Genomic DNA, 17,747 nt, shown 5'->3' with positions numbered 1-17,747 from the left:
CCAGCAGCACCTAAATCTCCACCGAAAATTACACCACGAGCGCGGACGCTAACTTTGCCCGTTGCGCCGTCCTCCGAAAAGGCTGCGGAGAGATAGACCTTGCCATCATGCTTCTTCAATGCCTCAACCAGGCGGCGGGCACCCGGGTCGTTTGCCAGGCCCTTGATCGTGAAATCGAAAAATATGCGATTCGCGCCGGCTGCGTTCAGGTTGTCGACCATGCGGGCGTAGCGATCAGCCTTCCAAGGCCAATCGCCGATCTCCTGCTGCGCCAGATCGTCGATGCCTACAACGACCACCTGGCCGCTCGCATTGTGTTCGCGCATCTTGTTCCGCGCGATCCGGAAAATGTCATCCAGCGGCTCACCGAATTCCGCGACCCCGAACAACAGGCCCGACACCAGCGTCCAGATGAGCAGGATGCGCATCGGGCTGGCCGGTCTCTTGCTGTTACGAGTGGTGACGGGCTTCATGTGGTTACTTCCTCGTAAACCGTCATATCCTGCAGGCGGTTAACCAAATGCAAATCTGCCTCGGATCGAAGGTTTCATCGGTCGTTTGCATCCGACTCTGGAAGCAGCCCCGGATGCGACGATCGCGAGGCCGAGCCAGAGCGCCAAGTTACAGAAAACAGGACGATTTTTTCGCGCCTCCCATGGCTTTCGAATCCGAACGGCCGACAGGCCTTGCTGGAGGCCCGTCCCAATTCGGGACAAGGCCGAGCCGACAGGCCTGCAGAGTGCCGATGATAGGATAGCAAGTGCTAAGCACGGTTTCGCGAAGCTGGTTGGCAAAGCTGGTTAACGCCAGCGCAACGCCATATCCTGCGCTTACCTCAGGTGCCGGGCTGACGGATCCACTGGCCGGAATTGCGATATTCGGGGCGTATCTGGCTGTTGTCGGGCAGGTTGCTGCCGCGCAGTGCATTCTCGCCGCCCCGCCGTGCGATCTCGGGGGCATAGGCGGGCGCCGGGCTGGCCGATATGGCAGGATTGGCAACGGCAGAGGGGCGGCCGAGCCGCTGGGCTTCCAGCGCGCCCGCATTTTCGGCCTCGGCCTTCAGCCGCGCCGCCTCATAGGCCTTGGCCAGCACCAGCGGGTCGAGCGGATCGACGCCGCCAGCCAGCGTGAAGACGGTGCGCGGCTTGGGGCCCGGAAAGGGTTCCCCGCCCAGATAGCGCGCGTTGAAGGCGATGCTGCGCCCCGCCGCGCCCTGCCAGCGATAGAAGCGATGCGCACCGATGGTGCCGATATAATCGAGGCTGGGTGCCCAATAGGGCGAGACTTCGGTCGTGTGATAATGCGTTGCCGTGCCGACCGGGCGATAGACATAGCCAGCCAGCGCGCGTTCGGCGACGCGGCGCGCCCGCGCCCAGTAGATCGGGCTCGGCGCGCGCGCCATTGCGCCATCACAGCTGAAGGTGAACTGGCAGCCGCTGGCGCGTTCCGACCCCTGATAGACGACGCCGCACACGGTGTTGGGATAACTCGGATGCATGACGCGGTTGAGCACGACCTGTGCGACCGCCTGCTGGCCGGCATCGGGTTCCATCGCCGCCTCGTAATAGATCGCGGCAGTCAGGCATTGCAGCGCGCGGGCATGATCAAGCGGCGATCCAGTCAGGGCCATGCCGCGCACCATGTAGGTGGCTGTGCCCGGGCTAGGCTCCTGATCGATGAGCACCGCAGGCGCGGGCGGCGCGAGCGAGCCTGCATCGTCGAGATAATAGAAGGCCGAGCCCGGAAAATTCTCGCCAGCGTGCTCGAACGCCATGCCGCCTTCGGGCTGATAGCGGGGTGCGCGCTCGATCTCGTCGGCGCGCTGGGCGCGCACGATCTGCGAAGCTCCGACCGAAAGGACCAGCGCCAGCAAAAGCCAGGCGATCCATTCGCGCAGACCCATCGCGCCATGGGCTCTCAAAAGGGGGGCAAGGCGCGAAAGCATGGGGAGGAGCGGTATCCTGACGGTGGGGGAGGCGTTATGATCGCCGTCACATGCCCCGATAGCGCAAAACTGTTACCAAATCAGCGCCCAAATTGCGCTGTCTCGCACAGGGACACGCATGGCAGCAGGGGTTAACAGCCTGAAAAGCCGAGGTGTCTCGAAAGGGTTAGTATCGCATCAGATCGAGCGAGAGGGTGAGTGCCTGCGGGATCATCCCCATCTTCACCATGCGTCCTGCCGTCCGCCAGAAACCCTGTTTGGTTCCCCCGTCGCGCAGATGCGCCTGCATCAGTTCCAGCCCGCCGCCGCTCATCGCTTCGGGCGAATATTTGATGCTGTCGATCACCTCGAGCCGCATCCGCGCGCCCACGCCGCTGCTGCCCAGCACCGCATCGATCTGGTCGAGCGAGGGGAGGCTGGTGGCGCCTTCGAACGGATCGGGGAGGCCTGCGCGGCGTTGCTGCGCGGCATAGCGCGCGCATGCCGCCCCGATCGCCTGCACCAGAATGTGCTTCTCGCTCACCTGGTCGGGCGAACGGCGATAGAGAAACAGCCGGTCGGGCAGATTGTACAGGTCGTGGCGTTCGCTGACCCGCAGCCACAGGTCATAATCCTCGCAATGCCGGAACGCGGCGCGATATCCGCCGAGCGCCCGGATGACATCGCGGCGCATCATCACCGAAGGATGGCACATCGCGCTCGCCGCCATCAGCCGCTCGCGAATATCGGCGGGATGTTCGGGATGGAAATCGCTGCACGGAAAGAACGCACCGTCGGCGTCGAGTTCGTCGGTATTGGTGCCCAGCACCGCAATATCGGGATGTGCCTGCATCCAGGCGAGCTGCACGGCAAACCGCTCGGGCCGCGAGACATCGTCGCTGTCCATCCGGGCCACCAGAGGTGCACGCGCCTCGTCGAGCATGCGGTTGAGGCTGACGATCAGCCCGCGATTTTCCTGGTGGATCGCCCGTATGCGGCTGTCCTGCGCGGCATAGCGATCGATGATCGACCCCGAGGCATCGCGCGACCCGTCGTTGACGATCAGGAATTCGAATCGGCCCTCGGTCTGGCCCAGGATGCTCTGGATGGCCTCGGCAACGTACCGCTCCGCGTTGTACACGCTCATCATGACCGAAATCAGGGGAGTATCGGGCGAAGACATGATCAGCGTAAAACCGGATTAGAGAAACTGACTTGCACAAATAGCTGCAACATCGCCTATCGCCAAACGGGTTAACCTATAATTGCCGCAGCTGATTTACCCTGTACCGGGTGAGCCAATAGGCGCCCAGCCCGAACAGCACGCCGCCCACCGCCTGGCCAATCAGCACGCCCGGGGCTCCGGCCATCTGGCTGCCCAGCATCGCGAGTGGCAGGACGCCCAGCGTGTTGCGCCCCCAGTTGGTCCAGGTCGACCACGAGGCACGATCGAGATTGTTGAAGCTGGCATTGGCGATGAACAGCAGGCCGTTGAAGAAGAACAGCGGCACGACCACCCAGGCAAAGGCGTGGATCAGGTCCATGCCGCCTGTCGGCAGATCGAACAGCCAGCCGATGGTATCGACGCCCAGGATCAGCAGCGGCCAGATCAGCAGCGTGAATCCGGCGGCAAAGATCACCGCGCGGTCGATGGTGCCGCGCACCCGGTCCAGCTGACCCGCACCGTAATTCTGGCCGATGATCGGGCCGATCGATCCCGACAGCGAGAAGAGCAGGCAGAAGGCGAGCGGGATGATGCGGCCGATCACCGCATAGCTGGCCACCGATGCCTCGCCATAGACCGCGATCAGGCGGAAGGCGATGATGCCGCCCACCGGCGTCGCCAGATTGGTCAGCACCGCCGGCACCATGATCTTGCGAATATCGGTGAGATTGGCAGCGAAACTCTCGAGCGAGGGCATGGCAAAGCCGCCATAATGGCGCAGGATCGGGACGACGCCGGTGATCGCCATCAGCATGATCGAGATCACGGTCGACCAGGCCGCGCCGACAAAGCCCCAGCCCAGGCCGAAGATCAGCAGCGGATCGAACACCGCATTGCCGATCGCCATGGCCAGCGTGGTATTCATCGCGCGCCGGGCATCACCATAGGCCCGCAGCAGCCCCGAACACACCATCCCGGTGACGGTGACGGGGCCGAAGGGGGCGACGATGCGGATATAACTGACCGCGGCGTCCTTGGCGGTGCCGCTGCCCCCCATCAGATCGACCCATTGCGGTGCGAAGGTCCAGAAGATCGTGGCGATGATGGCCGACAGCACGATGCCGAGCAGCAGCACCTCGCCCAGCAGCGCGCGTGTCGTTTCCGCCCGGCCCATGCCGATGCGCCGCGCCGCGAGCGCGCTGATCGTTATCATCAGCCCGATATTGAGCGAGGAGTTGAGGAACAGCAGCGTGCTGGCAAAGCCGATGCCTGCGGTCAGCGCCGGATCGCCGAGGCGCGAGATGAAGAACAGGTTGACGAAATCGACCACGAACAGCGCCAGCAGGCCGATGCTCGAGGTGAGCGTCATCACCGCGACATGGCGCATCAGGCTGCCGGTCAGGAACTTTGCGCCCCCTGGGCGCCCGGCTGCCGCAGCGGGTACGGCTGCGGCGCGGACACCGGTCTCCTCCGATCCGGCATCGGTGGGGGTCATCTCGAGCGGGGCGGTGGCGGAGTCAGAAATGGCGGCGTGTCCATGCTGTGGGCGAGCGAACCTGGCTGCCCCGTGCCGTCCATATAGGGCATAAGCGCGCCAGCAAAAGCGGGTTTCGAACAGAAACCCGCTTTTGCTCCGCCGCGCGGTCAGCCTTGGCTGCGCCTGATCCAGTCATCGACCCTGCGTTCGAGGATCGACAGCGGCTGCGAACCCGATGCGATCAGCAGGTCGTGAAAGCCCTTGATGTCGAACTTGGGACCCAGCGCCTTTTCGGCCTTCTGGCGCAGCTCGACGATCTTGAGCATGCCCATCTTGTATCCGGTCGCCTGGCCCGGCAGCGTGATATAGCGCCGGATTTCCGAGCGCGAGCGCTCGATCGGCTGGCGTCCGGTGGTGTTCATGTATTCGACCGCCTGGTCCTCGGTCCAGCCCTTGGCGTGCAGCCCGGTATCGACCACCAGACGCGCCGCGCGGAAGAGCTCGGCATCGAGCCGCATGAAATCGGCGGCGATATCGGGAAAGGCGTTCATTTCCTTGCACAGCGATTCGGCATAGAGCGCCCAGCCTTCGCCGAACGCGACATATCCGGTCACCGCGCGGAACTGCGGTCCGCTCTTCTGCCGGACCTGGATGTCGCCCTGCATGTTGTGCCCCGGCACTGCCTCATGGCACATCAAAGTGTACTTGGCCGCCGGATCGGGGACGGTGCCGACCAGATGCACATAGGTGCGCGCGGGGCGCGCGCCATCGGGGCTGGGGGCAGAGGCATGCGCAGCGCCGCCTGCCACTTCGGAGAACGCGGGTTCGCGGACCACCTCGATGCCATAGGCGGGCAGCGTGTTGAAATAGGGGCCAAGCAGACCGCGCGTGTGCTTCACGAACGCATTGGCGCTGTCGAGATACTCCTTGCGCGCGGCATCGTCGAACTGGCGCGGCGGATTGAGGCGCGCGCGCTCGGCATAATAGGCGCTGCGATCCTTGAACCCGGCCTTTTGCGCCAGCGCATCCTGTTCGGCCTCGATCCGCGCGACTTCCGACAGGCCGATCTGGTGGATCTGCTCGGCGGTATAGTCGGTCGTCGTGTTGAGCCTGAGCTCATTGGCATAATAGGCTGCGCCATCGGGCAGCGTCAGCGCGCCCACCTTGCCGCTGGGGGCGTTGGGCAGGCTTGCCCTGGCCCAGGCGATGACCCGCTCATAGGCAGGCTTCAGCGCGACGATCGCTGCACGCGCCTCAGCCAGATGCTTGTCCGCAGCAGCGCGCGGCAGCTTGCCGGCACTGACCAGCGCCTCGGTCTTGGCCTTCACGTCTGCCCAGAGTGCGGCATCGGGGCCGTCGCCGAAAGGCGCGCCGCTGGTCAGCTTCTCGCTGCCCGCGATGATCGTTTCAACCTGGAATTTCGGGGCACGGATGCCGGCTGCCTCGCTCGCCTTGGTCCGCTCGATCGCCACATCGAGCACCGCAGGCATTCCCTTGATCCGCGCGATATAGTTCTTCAGATCGGCCTCGTCGGCGATCGTGTGCGTGTTGATCAGGAAATCGGGCAACTGGCTGTGCGCCGAATAGAGCCGCGAATAGAAGGGCGGGCGATAGAGGCGGTTGGCATGAGACAAGGCGGCACGCTCGGCCTCGAGTTCCCAGATATCATAGTTGACCTGCGCTTCGGGCGACAGCTTCGCACGGTCGAATTTCGCCTTCATCCGCGCGACGCTGTCCTGCCGCCATTTGAGCTGCGCTGCGGCGGCAGCTTCGCTCGGATCGTTCCACTTGTCGCCGCCGTCCTTGCGGCCGAGCCGCGTGGCGAGCTGCGGCTGCATCTTCACCCACGCCTCGAACTCGGCATCGAGAAAGGCGGTGAGCGCGGCATCCTGGGTGGTTTCGGCCGTCTGCGCAGCGGCATCACCGGCGATGGTGACCGAAGCGGGCAGCGCCAGGGCAAGCGAGAAGGCGGAAACGGCGAAACGAAGCGACATTTTCATGATGATTCCCCTTGGTTTGGCGCGGACCATAAGTGCATGATTGCAAACGGGGAAGCCTGTCTTCGACGAACGGTATACGAATGGCCAGCGTTGCCGACCCGGCATTGCGGCATCGATCGAACCCAGTCCTATGGAAGTACCTTGCCGGGCGCCGCGATCTGACCGAGCTCAGTTCAAATGGACGGATGCTGCATCCGAGAGCTTTTGCGCCACCAGGACGGCAGTAGGCGCACTGGGGGCTGTCGCGTCGGCACCCACGGCGGCAACCAGCGAAGGATCCTCCGCAAAAAGCGGCCCGCCGACCATGATGCCGATATGCGGGTTTTGCGAGCGCTTGCGGATCAGGCCGATGGTCTCGGAAAGGCTGTCGATCATATGGGTGGAGCCGGCGGTAAGACCGGCAACCGCAAACCAGCGTGTCCTCGCAGCTTCGGCGATCTCCTCGGCGCACGCGGCTGTTTCGGTCTGCACTTTCCAGCCCGACCCTTCCAGAAACCGCTCAACCATTGTCACGCCGAAAAAATGCTGATCGCCGGGCGTCATGGCCATCAGGACAGTGCGCCGCATGTCGAGCGCATCGCAGCTATGCGTGTTGTTGAATGCGGCAAGCAGCTTCTGCAGCCGTGCAACGCCGAGCGTCACGTCGATGAAGTCGCACGCATCATTGTCCCACATCTCGCCCAGGTGACGCGCCGTTGGCTCGAGCAGTTCGATGAAGAGCGTTTCCATCGAAAGCCCACGGTCGCGGAGCACAATCACATAGCGCACCGCCGCTTCGAGATCGTCGCCCAGAACAATGTCTGCAAGTCCCGCAATGTCCACGCGATCGGGCGCCAGCACGGAGAGCACCGCCTCCACCGACGGTGCTTCGGGCACGATCTCGTCGTGCAGGCGCAGCAGCTGCGGTATCACCCGATCGGAGACCATCTGCGCAAGCTGGCTCTGGCGCAGCGCGAGGTCACCGCGCCGGTAAATGTCCGGCGCAACGAAATGCGTTTCCAGCTGCCGCAAGCTGTGTCGATCGATCTGCGGGATCGGTGCCTGCGCGCCTCGCCCCATGGCCCTCTCCTATGCGTTCACTGCTTCGGAATTCTATGGACGAACAACATCATTGCCGGACCGGAATGTCGAGAACTTCCTGTTGGTGGGATGAACGACAATCATCAGCGGCTTTCGGAAAGCCCAAAACGTCCGACGCGCTCCAAGTCCGTGCATTTATGGAAATGGTGAGCCCTGCTGGGTTCGAACCAGCGACCTACTGATTAAAAGTTAGAATTTGGCGATCTAGCGTCATCTAGCAGCGTCTAGAAAAGCCCGTAAATTCAACGGTTACGGTCTAATGTCGTCCAAGGGCATGCGATAGTATTTGACCCCAAGCGTTACCCAGGGTAACAGTGTTGGCGACCCACTGATATGGGGTCGACCAGGCCAAGGGGCGGCAACCCCAAGGCCCGGCCTAACCACACTGATCGAAAGGAGATCATCATGGCTGACACCGAACTACAGGCCCCGCGCGCGACCGTCACCCCTACATTCGACAAGCTCTACAGCGACTATCGCCGCGCTAAAGCTGAGTTTGACCTGGCGTTCTACACGGCGGAAGGCGAGGGCGTTTCAATGCCTGAGGAGCAAGCCAGCGTTTTCGCCGATGCGCAGTATCATGCATGCATGGCCGTAATGCTGACGCCAGCGACGAACGCGCGCGACCTTGCCAAGAAGCTCGAAATCTTTGTCGATGAAGACATATTCGAGGGCACTCTTAACAAGACCAAGGCCATCGCGATGCAACTCGCCATGGATGCCCATGAAGTAGCATATGGCTGATGCCGTCATCCTGACTGATGCCAAGTTGCAGGGGCTTAAGGCCCCTGCAACCGGGCGCATCGAAATCAGCGACGCCAAGGTACCGGGGCTGCGCGTCCGCGTCGGCACGTCCGGGGCAGTGACGTTCATCGTTCGCAAGCGCGTTGGCGGGCAGGTTCGCAACATCACGCTGGGCCGATATGGCCCAAGGTTCGGGCTGGCAGATGCCCGCAAGGCCGCGCGCACTACCCTAAGCGATATCGAGGCCGGGAAAGACCCTGCGGCGGTTGTAAAGGCGCAGAAGCGCACCGGGAGCGGCAAGGGCACCATCCGGGCGCTATGGCCCGCATACAAGGCCAGCAAGGCCGATCTGCGATCCATCGGGGAGGTCGAGCGGATATTTGACCGCTACATCCTGCCAGCCATGGGCGACCGCATGGCCGATGCCGTCACGCGCGCCGATGTTTCCGAAATGATCGACGACATTGCAGCAACCGCCCCCGTCATGGCGCGCGCGGTTCATGCGCAGTTGAGCGCGTTCTATAGCTGGGCGATGCCAAGGCTTGACCGCCTGCCGTCCAATCCCTGCCGCGACGCTGGCAGGCCCGCCAAGCCTAAGGCCCGCGATCGGGTGTTGTCCGATGCCGAATTGCGGGCGCTATGGCAGGAAGCCGAGCGGCAACCGCTGCCATGGGGACCGGCGGTCAAGCTGCTGATCCTGACCGGCCAGCGCCGCAGTGAGGTCTTTGAGGCGGAATGGCCAGAAATTGACCTAGAGGCTGCGCTCTGGACCATTCCAGCAGAGCGGGCGAAGAATGGCGTTGCGCATCTGGTGCCGCTGTCTGGCGACGCCCTGGCGGTCTTGGCGGCTGTCCCCGCCACCGAGGGCAGCGCGCGGGTGTTCCCTGCGGCTGGCAATGGCGAGAACAGCGCCAGCGGCATCAGCAAGGTTGTGGACCGCTACCGTCGCGCGATCGACAAGGCGCTAGAGCGGGATCAAGGCGACCGATGGACGTTGCACGATATCCGGCGGACTGTGGCGACCGGCTTGCAGCGGCTTGGCGTCCGTATCGAGGTGACAGAGGCGATCCTCAATCACGTATCGGGATCGAAGGGCGGCATTGCTGGCGTTTACCAGCGGCACGATTGGCAGGATGAAAAGCGCACCGCCCTAAACGCATGGGCACGCGAGGTTGACCGCATCGTCAAGGACAAGCGCGACCGGCGCGGCAACGTTCGCCAGTTGAGGGGATGACCCGCCATGGAATTAGACGAGTTCGTTGACAAGCAAGTTGCCGACTGCCGCCGGTTATACGAGTTGGGGGACTATCGCCAGCTTATCACTGCGTTCCGCTGGTGCACCATGTATGACAGGCCCTTGCCCGCATGGGTTGCCGATGAGGCGCTGCGCGCGCTTAAGTTCACTTATGAGAAGGGCGGCGCACCGGGAAAAGGGAAGACCGGCGGACCGAAAGCAAAGTTGATCCGGTCAAGGGTGCACCGCGAACGGCACCGGGTGGCAGCGTGGCAACTCGCCCGGCGGGACATAGACGGCGGCAATAGGGAGAGTGCCTTTGAACGGGCATCGGCTTACTTGCGAGGCACATTTGCGCAGGGCAGCGCCGGGGCCGTCGAGGACAGTTACAACTTGATCGCCGCAGAGCTGGCCCGGCTAAAAGCCACGAATTAACCGTGGCGGCAGGGCCACCGCGAGCCTGTTAATTCAATGCCATCCTAAAACAGCAAAGGATGGTAAACGATGGAAAACAGGCACCAAACCCCGACGCGGCGTTTCATGCGCCTGCCGGAAGTGTCGAAAGTAACCGGCCTGTCGCGGTCGATGATTTACCTGGAAATGGATCGGGGCACGTTCCCCCGCCCCGTCAAGATTTCCGACCGCCTCAACGGCTGGCTGGAGTCGAGCATCGAGCAGTGGATTGATGCCCGGCTTGCTGCGCGCGATGGAGCGGAGGCGGCTTGATGGAACCGAAAAGCCCCACCCCGACGAGGGGGCAGGGCTTGGGATCGCATCGAGCAGACGCTACCCAAGTCCATAACGCAAACGGCACTGAAACGCAATTTTCGCCGAGCATTCACGTTCGCAAAGATGGCGCTTTCTTTCGGCTGTTGATCCTTCCCCCGCAAGCTTTGCCGCCGAGCATAGAGCGCCCTGGCACGCACGGCTCGCACGCATCGGCGATGCAGGCCGCACGCTGGTTGTCCGACGCCACCGGCTGGGCAATCACCGATCTGACGCGGGGTGCCTAGATGGCCGACCGATGGCGGCAGAAGAAAGAACCGACGCACGTGCGGGTCTATGCCTTCCTGATGTCGACGGTTGCTTGGCGGCACCTAAGCGGGCCAGCCGTGAAGGTGTTGCTGGCGCTTATGGCGCGGGACAACGGCACGCGTAATGGCAAGCTTGGCTTCAGCTGCCAAGAAGCAGCGGAAGCAAGCGGTTACAGTGTTCGAACGGCTTGGCGCTGCCTAGGCGAGCTGCAAGAGAAGGGCTTTATCGTCTGCACCGAAAAGGGCGGATTTTCGCGGAAGGTGCAGCACGCGAGCCTTTGGCGCATGACGTGGCAGCCATGGCCGGGAGGCAGACCCGCCGCGCCAACGCATGACTATCGCAAATGGACGCCAGATGGAAACACGCGGTTGCAGGTTTCGTCGCCAGCGGTTGAAGTTTCTGCACGATCACTGGAAACGGACCCTGCATCGGTTGAAGAAACTGCAACAGGAAACTTGGAAAAACCCGCCGTTTCCAACGATCCTGAATTTGCAGAAACTACAACACTTATAATTTACCAGGGGGACGGGAATAGCGCAGCCGCATCTGAACAGCGGAAACATGCACTAGAACACCGGCGGGCCGATTTGGCCGATCTGCGCGAGCGGCTGCGCAGCCATCTCGACCGGTCGCAGCCTGGCGAGCAGACACGCTTGGCAGCGCGTGCCCAGATACCGCCGGGAACACTCTCGAAGTTCATACACGGGCGGCCCCTGCCCGAACATCACCGATCACGATTGAGCGAGGTAATCGCATGAACAAACGACCCCACAATTGGGGCCGACCGATCGCGCCTGCCCTGCGCGGTTATGGCACGGCCCACAAAAGGATGCGCAAGCGCCTGCTGGCAGAAGAACCGTATTGCCAGCAATGCCAAGAGGAAGGGCGCGGCAACGTCCCTGCCGTGTTCGCCGATCACATCATCCCCCGATGCATGGGAGGCGATGATACCCGGTCGAATTACCAGGCGCTGTGCCGGGATCACCACCTTATCAAGACCGGGCGTGAGGGCGCGATGATGCGCAATGCCAAGCGCAGGGCAAGGGCAAGGCTGGCAGAAGGCGGGAGCAAGCCATGACCAGCCGATGGGATCACGGCGGCAAGACCCGTCAACAGCGCGGCTATGGACGGCAGCACGAGACTATGCGGGCGCACCTGATGCGCACTGTCGTCTTGTGCGAGGCATGCCGGGAGGCGGACCCCCCGCGCATCGTCATCGGCACGATTGCCGACCACATCATCCCTCTGGCCAAGGGCGGCACGAGCGATCGCAGCAACTATCAGCTGCTATGTGCCGATTGCGCCAGGGAGAAGGATGCGCGCGACCGTGGCAGACCGCTTAGGCGCAGACCGCGCTTTGGCTTGGACGGGTTTCCGATCGAATGACCCCGTGCACCCCAAACTTTGGAGGATGGCGGCGAAGGACCGACGTGGTTCGGAAATTCCCGCGTCCACGCTTCAGGCTTCAACCCCAGGGGGGCGGACAAACTCCCCAACCTGCCGCCGCAGGATCGGTGTGGTTCCGCTCCATTAACGCAAACACAGATTTTCACCCGCGCGCGCGCGCGCGAGGCCGATCCTCTCCAATCACCCAAGACCGAAAGGCAAAACCATGAATGAACCGCAGCAAGTATCAATTCACGATGCCACCGCCATCTTTGCGCAAAAGATGATCGACCTGGGCGTTTCCAAGAGCGACACCGTTCAAGCGCTGCTCTCTGTGGCAGCTGGCATAACGCTGAAAGACATAGGCGTCGACCGGGCGAAGCAATACTTTGCCGACGTGGCTTTGCACGTCTTTGACGACCCGGATTGTTGACTTTTCTGCCGATTTGTGCTTAGTGTTCGGCACTTGGCGCGCTTCCCGGCCCTTCCGGTTCTAGCGCGGTGACGCCACCACTTTGGCCCCTTTGGTCATTGCCCAGGCGTCGGCACGATGGGGCTTTTGCCTCAGGGTTTAACGTGCCGACGCGATTTGATGGGCGTCGGCGTCTCCAAGGAACAATGACATGACAACGAAGGTTTACCGCAGCATTCTCGAATGCCGCCAAGCTATCGCTGAGAACGGCGGCAAGCTGAAGGCTGTCGCTGGCGACACGTTCGACAAGCTTCAGAACAAGCTCGAAAAGGTGAAAGAGAACGGCGGTCACGTCGCCGATCTGCGCCGCATCGGCAATGAAGCCCGCGCATGGGTTGCCGAGCATACGCAAAAGCCCGATTGGAAGGCCGAGCGCGATGCACCGGCCTATGACGCTGCTATGGCGTTCGTCGATATGATGGATATCGAGATCCTGAACCATATCGCCGCGCATAAGGCGATCGGCACCATGGACGCCGCAGACAACAGCAGCGGCTGGATCAACGCCAAGACGAAAGAGCCGATCAAGCTCTATAAGCCGACCGACAAGATGGCCGGGGATGGCCCCCGCGCTGACGTCGGCCTTGGTGAGCTGCTCGAAGGCATGTTCTTTGGCCCGCGTAACGACCGGGTTCGGGCGGCGCTGGAAAGCGGCACCAATACCGCAGGCGGCTATTCCGTGCCGACCGAGGTGATGCGCGACTTTATCGACAAGCTGCGCGCGCGTTCGGTGTTTGTGGCGGCTGGGGCTCGCACCATGGAGCTTGATGACGGCCTGACCCGCATCGTTCGCCTGGACAGTGACCCGACCGCTATCTGGCGCGGTGAGAATGACAGTATCGGCGATAGCGATATCACGCTGGGCGCGGTCAATCTGTCTGCCAAGTCGCTTTCGACGCTGGTCAAGGTGCCTTACGAGCTTCTGGCAGACTCCGTGAACATCGCCGAAATCCTGGAGCGCGCTTTGATTGGTGCGCTCTCGACCGAGCTTGACCGGGCGTGTCTGTTCGGTTCGGGCAGCGGTAACGAACCGGCTGGCCTGTTCGGGCGTGCCGGGATCAACACTGTCTCGATGGGCACCAATGGCGATACGCCTGGCGATTATGACGATCTGCTCGACATGGTTTACGAGCTTGAGCTGGACAACGCCGCCGCGCCCACTGCCGCCATCTGGCACCCCCGCACGGCCCGCACGTTCCGCAAGCTGAAGGACACGACCGGCCAGCCGCTGGTTGCGCCTGAGCCTGTGGCGTCGATGCCCAAGCTTTCGACAACGGCAGTTCCGATCGACCAGACCCAGGGCACCGCAGCAGGCATTTGCTCGACCGTGCTGATGGGCGACTTTGCCGAGGCAATCCTGGCAATCCGTGAGGGGCTGACGATCCTGCGGCTCGACCAGACCTATGCGGCGAACGGCCAGATTGGTTTTTGGGCACGTATGCGCGCTGATGTCGCGTTCGCGCACGAGGCCAGCTTCTGCAAGCTGATCGGAGTTAAGGCGTAACCGGGTTTTTTTGTGGTTTCTTCCCCCGGTTATGCCTGGAGGGGGGCGGTTTGGTGAGCCTGCCCCTCTCCACCTTTCCAGAACGTAGAGGGCGGCGATGTCAAAGATACTGAGAACCATCGGCACGATTGCCAGCGTTGTCGCCACGGTTGCCGGGGTGGCTGCTCAACTTGGGGTGCCAGGTGCCGGTCCTGTGGCCATTGTCGCGTCTGTCCCAAGTGACCCCAAAGCAATCGGATTAAAGGTGTTCGAGCATGACCCTACAGAACGGCCTAGTGCATGGTCGCAAATCGTTCGTCTGGGTCGATACGGCCTTATGGGACGGACACAGCGGCGAGATTATGTCCTACGCATCCAAGGCCTTTCAAGGCGAGTCCTGGCCATTTGCCGCAACCTTTTCAACCTGGGGACCGTCGCATCAAGCCCTCATAGAGATCATGAAGGCGGCAGACCCCGAGAACTTGGATGAGGCGCTGGAGATCGCTTCGGATGCACTGCGCTGGTTTGTTTCGATCGGCGGCTTCGGGCGAATTCTGATGGCGAGCTTCGAGGGCAGGCCGCGCTTGCATGTCGTGCCCTCTGGCGAGCTGTTTCCCGGCTATGCGCCCTTCGAGCCGGTGGAGCTCGATTACTACGTGTGCAGCGCCAACCACACCGACGCTTTCAAGGTCGCAGCGCGCAAGGGCTTCAATCCCAAGCGGATGCGGCGCGTGGTCGATGCGCAATGCGAAACGCCCTGGGCGGTGGAGTCCGGTGCTGTGGCCCTTGCCGAGCGGGTTTGGATCGGTGGCGACATCGTGCGCCTAGAGGTGGGCGCGGATGGTGTGACCAGCGCAGTTGAGCGGACTGTCCAGATGTAAACCGGAATTTAGGTCGTCGTGCCGGCTGTGGGTTGCTCAGGCGAACTAAAGATAGTCACGCATCGGTCTCCATTTTGTCTAATGATTCGCCACCGGGGGAAAAACATTGTTTTTCCTCCTGCGCTACGTTCTATTTCTTTAAAGGGAATTTGGTACAAATTGTGTCGTCCCTTGACGACAATGGACAACATATTGTTTCTTATTGCCAGTGCGCCAGCAGTGGGTGTGATGCAGATTGTGACGGGATCTAACTCAAAAGTGTAATCTGTAATTCGACAAGCGATGTCGCCGATTTCGTCGATGTCGAGCCAATCGTGTGCCGCTGTTGTTTGGTTTAATGGCACAGCAACTCGCCGCTTATCAAAATCGGTGATAATTGTGATTCCAAGGTTCATGGTAAGATGAGGAAATAGCGCAAGATTTCCTGGCTCTAGAAGGTGTGATTGGTGAAATTCAAATTCATCAAGCTCTATCATTTTCAAATCCTCTCTGTGTTCTGAAGTTCGTATTTGTGTCATGGGGCCTACATTGTGGCGCGCTTAGACAAACTGAGGCTTGATTTTTCTCTGCATCGTTTGTAATTTATAGAGGCTGCGCTAGGAGCGATGAAGATCGCCAACCGGCGCGGCAGCCATCTCATCGAATTATGCCATATGGGTCACTGGCGTAAGCCTTTTTAACCATTATTTTGTCCAAAATAAAAAATGATTGATCGAGACCAAGCGCAGTCTTGGAGGCAAGTGGGCGCTCCCGGCGTAGCAATGCATATGCGCAAGCATCTGCAGCTTGTATAAAAGCTGATCTTTTGGATTCGCGATAAACGATATCCTCAATTATTCTGTCAGCAGGAATATTTTTTGCTACCGACCCCTGTTGCCATCCGCCGTATTTGCTCTTTATGTAATTATGAATGCCCAAGCGTCGTTTAAGGTTGTCATAGTTTTTTCCTTCGTCGCAAAACAATACACAACTACTGTCAGTCTCAGCCATATTTCTCTGAATTCTATTTAACAGGTATTCAAATGCGCGGTCTTTGTGTCCTTTTTCGACGCAAGCGTTTATTAACTGTGCATCAGGAAGCCTGGCGATTGCCGATAGGAAAAAATTGTAGAGTGAAGCACGGCGCTCTTTGGAAATTGGACGCTTCGCGATCCTGCCCTTTCCCGCCAGCCAATCAGTAGAGTGAAGCTCGACTGCCATGTAAATGCCGTCGCAATAAGCCATCCAGCGCCGTGCCTCCATCAAGTGGTCTAAAGCTTCCCGCCAGTGCTTCGCTGGGATTATCAAAGCCGAAAAACAGGCCCGATTTTCGTCTCCTGAGTCGTCAACGTAAACGAAATGCATAGCCACTCGATATCATCCGGCGGCCCGGTTGTGGACTCGAACCGCATTCATATTGGACGTAAATGCCGAGCGACGTTGCTAACCTGCGAGCTTGGGCAGGCGTCAGATGAGTGACGCGAAGGGGGGTATGCGCATGGAACATTTAGTGAACAAATAGCTTCCCTTCATCGCGCGGTCAGGCCAAAAAACTCGCTATGCGCCGAATCGATCAATCTGAACTCGAAACTATAATCTATCACGCCATCAAGGCTGCGCCTGCCACCACAAAGGCCGGGTTGCGGTCCAAACGGGCGTTGGAGAGCGACAACGCGCATTCCGTGATGGCAAAGCATATCGCTAAAAGGCTGTCTGGTGCGTCCATGGCGATGGTCATCGCCGATCTTGTGGACGATGGCTATTTTGGGAAGCGACCAGGCATCTGGGGGAAGGATGAGCCTGGGCCGGAGAGCTGAGAGTTATTCAGGATCGCGGCTATCGGCGCATCCGCAGCCGTAAATAGGATTGGCAAGATGAACCCTGAGGCGCTCGCGTAACCTGCGCCGCCTGGCGTGGCCAAAGGGAGCGGGGCGCGCATATCCGGCGGGATGCGAAGCTGACTAAAGTGCAGCAGAGTGCGGCACTTTCTCCGGCGGAAATTGTCGGACAAATTGGCCAACAATTTGCCCCGGTCGGCAGGCCGAAATCCAGTGCCGCAAAATGCTGCGGTGGAAATCACTGGTGCCGCATAGTGCTGCACCAACGGCAATTGTTACGCAAAATGCGCAACAATCTGCGCCGTGCCCTGTCGGCAGGCCAAAGGCAACCGCCGGGAGGTTGTCTTGCAAACTGCAAAACAATCCCCCGCTAAATCCAAAGGCGGGCGGGCGGGCAAAGGCAACCGCCGGGAGGTTTCGCCGCAAAATGCTGCGGAACCGGGGCTTCCGACTCGGACGCGATATAGCAGGCAGTTGTTACCCACACCGTTACCCATAAAGGCGGCGTAACGAACGCCTCGCTGTGCTATCCCCGCAAAGCCTTGATTTAATTGAAGTTTTGGTGAGCCCTGCTGGGTTCGAACCAGCGACCTACTGATTAAAAGTCAGTTGCTCTACCGACTGAGCTAAGGGCCCCCTGGGGGTGGCGCGAGGTCTGCGCCATCGGTGGCCGGGCGGACCCGGGTGCGGGCATCCCCCTAGTCGGGCCGGTCCATCGGGTCAACCCCGTGCCGCACGATGGCAGAGCTGCGCGATACTGAGCCCGGTCAGCGGGTCGCGCCAGTTTGCGGCGATTGTCGCCGCCGGGCGCAGCACGAAGTCGCGGGTGCGAAAGGCGGGGTGTGGCACGACGAGCGGCGGGGAAGGGGAATACCAGCTGCCGCCCGACCAGAGAATGATGTCGAGATCGAGCGTCCGCGCCGACCAGCGCTGACCGCGCCTTCTGCCGAAGCGCGCCTCGATCCGCTTGAGCAGTGCCAGCAGCGCGTCGGGCATCAGCGGCGTCGCGATGATCGCGGCGCCATTGGCGTAGCGGCGCTGCGATGGGC

The 17,747-nt window shown here is 61.2% G+C and carries 21 protein-coding genes and 1 tRNA gene; 11 read left to right on the top strand and 11 right to left on the bottom strand.

All coding sequences use genetic code 11. From position 1 onward, the window contains the following. The 6 genes from AX735_RS12705 to AX735_RS12680 all read right to left on the bottom strand — a co-directional run. The coding region (locus AX735_RS12705; protein ID WP_156447498.1) for a CHASE2 domain-containing protein at positions 1–473 on the bottom strand (473 nt) is incomplete at its 3' end. 362 nt (positions 474–835) lie between these two features. Next, a complete protein-coding gene (locus AX735_RS12700) occupies positions 836–1,903 on the bottom strand; it encodes a cell wall hydrolase (protein WP_066280729.1) in 1,068 nt (355 codons plus the stop codon). 208 nt (positions 1,904–2,111) lie between these two features. Then, a complete protein-coding gene (locus AX735_RS12695) occupies positions 2,112–3,074 on the bottom strand; it encodes a glycosyltransferase (protein ID WP_231750106.1) in 963 nt (320 codons plus the stop codon). Positions 3,075–3,183: 109 nt separating this feature from the next. Next, a complete protein-coding gene (locus tag AX735_RS12690) occupies positions 3,184–4,584 on the bottom strand; it encodes an MATE family efflux transporter (RefSeq protein WP_066280724.1) in 1,401 nt (466 codons plus the stop codon). Positions 4,585–4,733: 149 nt separating this feature from the next. Then, entirely contained in the window at positions 4,734–6,566 is a 1,833-nt protein-coding gene (locus tag AX735_RS12685) for a DUF885 domain-containing protein (RefSeq protein ID WP_066280717.1), read from the bottom strand. Positions 6,567–6,734: 168 nt separating this feature from the next. Beyond that, a complete protein-coding gene (locus AX735_RS12680) occupies positions 6,735–7,424 on the bottom strand; it encodes a cobalamin B12-binding domain-containing protein (RefSeq protein WP_202189573.1) in 690 nt (229 codons plus the stop codon). 27 nt (positions 7,425–7,451) lie between these two features. Between AX735_RS12680 and AX735_RS25855 the strand changes: the two genes are divergently transcribed. The 11 genes from AX735_RS25855 (at position 7,452) to AX735_RS12635 (ending at position 14,881) form a co-directional block, all read left to right on the top strand. Continuing rightward, on the top strand, positions 7,452–7,796 hold the full coding sequence (locus tag AX735_RS25855; protein ID WP_202189572.1) for a hypothetical protein: 345 nt from the start codon (positions 7,452–7,454) through the stop codon (positions 7,794–7,796). Positions 7,797–8,051: 255 nt separating this feature from the next. After that, the gene (locus tag AX735_RS12675; protein ID WP_137775766.1) at positions 8,052–8,390 is read left to right on the top strand and encodes a hypothetical protein; all 339 of its coding nucleotides are present in this window, start codon (positions 8,052–8,054) and stop codon (positions 8,388–8,390) included. Continuing rightward, positions 8,383–9,624, top strand: coding sequence for a tyrosine-type recombinase/integrase (locus AX735_RS12670; protein WP_066280703.1), 1,242 nt, complete (start codon positions 8,383–8,385; stop codon positions 9,622–9,624). Before AX735_RS12675 ends, AX735_RS12670 begins: the two co-directional genes overlap by 8 nt. 6 nt (positions 9,625–9,630) lie before the next feature. Next, on the top strand, positions 9,631–10,059 hold the full coding sequence (locus tag AX735_RS12665; protein WP_066280700.1) for a hypothetical protein: 429 nt from the start codon (positions 9,631–9,633) through the stop codon (positions 10,057–10,059). Between the two features lie 69 nt (positions 10,060–10,128). Next, positions 10,129–10,350 (top strand): helix-turn-helix transcriptional regulator, encoded by a 222-nt coding sequence (locus AX735_RS12660; protein ID WP_066280694.1) that lies wholly within the window; start codon positions 10,129–10,131, stop codon positions 10,348–10,350. Between the two features lie 287 nt (positions 10,351–10,637). Further along, positions 10,638–11,417, top strand: a complete 780-nt coding sequence (locus tag AX735_RS25190) for a hypothetical protein (RefSeq protein WP_137775765.1) — start codon at positions 10,638–10,640, stop codon at positions 11,415–11,417. After that, positions 11,414–11,737: an HNH endonuclease gene (locus AX735_RS12655; protein WP_066280690.1), complete on the top strand. Its 324-nt coding sequence runs from the start codon at positions 11,414–11,416 to the stop codon at positions 11,735–11,737. Before AX735_RS25190 ends, AX735_RS12655 begins: the two co-directional genes overlap by 4 nt. Continuing rightward, positions 11,734–12,045 carry an HNH endonuclease signature motif containing protein gene (locus tag AX735_RS12650; protein ID WP_066280683.1) on the top strand — a complete coding sequence of 104 codons (312 nt, stop codon included), beginning with the start codon at positions 11,734–11,736 and terminating at the stop codon, positions 12,043–12,045. The genes AX735_RS12655 and AX735_RS12650 overlap by 4 nt, the downstream gene beginning before the upstream one ends. A gap of 226 nt (positions 12,046–12,271) precedes the next feature. Next, positions 12,272–12,478 (top strand): hypothetical protein, encoded by a 207-nt coding sequence (locus AX735_RS12645; RefSeq protein WP_066280677.1) that lies wholly within the window; start codon positions 12,272–12,274, stop codon positions 12,476–12,478. Between the two features lie 190 nt (positions 12,479–12,668). Continuing rightward, entirely contained in the window at positions 12,669–14,021 is a 1,353-nt protein-coding gene (locus tag AX735_RS12640) for a phage major capsid protein (RefSeq protein WP_066280673.1), read from the top strand. Between the two features lie 254 nt (positions 14,022–14,275). Beyond that, the gene (locus tag AX735_RS12635) at positions 14,276–14,881 is read left to right on the top strand and encodes a hypothetical protein (RefSeq protein WP_137775764.1); all 606 of its coding nucleotides are present in this window, start codon (positions 14,276–14,278) and stop codon (positions 14,879–14,881) included. An 8-nt stretch (positions 14,882–14,889) separates the two neighbouring features. Here the strand turns inward: AX735_RS12635 and AX735_RS25185 are convergent, their stop codons facing one another. From AX735_RS25185 to folK, 5 genes are all read right to left on the bottom strand, one after another. Further along, on the bottom strand, positions 14,890–15,357 hold the full coding sequence (locus tag AX735_RS25185; RefSeq protein WP_137775763.1) for a hypothetical protein: 468 nt from the start codon (positions 15,355–15,357) through the stop codon (positions 14,890–14,892). A gap of 160 nt (positions 15,358–15,517) precedes the next feature. Continuing rightward, positions 15,518–16,225 (bottom strand): DUF3800 domain-containing protein, encoded by a 708-nt coding sequence (locus AX735_RS24345; RefSeq protein WP_082751076.1) that lies wholly within the window; start codon positions 16,223–16,225, stop codon positions 15,518–15,520. Between the two features lie 235 nt (positions 16,226–16,460). Continuing rightward, positions 16,461–16,598 carry a hypothetical protein gene (locus AX735_RS25180; protein ID WP_156447497.1) on the bottom strand — a complete coding sequence of 46 codons (138 nt, stop codon included), beginning with the start codon at positions 16,596–16,598 and terminating at the stop codon, positions 16,461–16,463. A gap of 660 nt (positions 16,599–17,258) precedes the next feature. Then, positions 17,259–17,334 (bottom strand) — tRNA-Lys (locus AX735_RS12625). An 84-nt stretch (positions 17,335–17,418) separates the two neighbouring features. Then, the coding region (gene folK, locus AX735_RS12620) for a 2-amino-4-hydroxy-6-hydroxymethyldihydropteridine diphosphokinase (protein WP_066280663.1) at positions 17,419–17,747 on the bottom strand (329 nt) is incomplete at its 5' end.

The sequence above is a fragment of the Blastomonas sp. CCH1-A6 genome, from assembly GCF_001556365.1.
GTDB classification, from domain to species: Bacteria; Pseudomonadota; Alphaproteobacteria; order Sphingomonadales; family Sphingomonadaceae; genus Blastomonas; species Blastomonas ursincola.
Note: the sequence above shows the minus strand (reverse complement) of the source record. Positions and strands in the feature narration are given on the sequence as shown.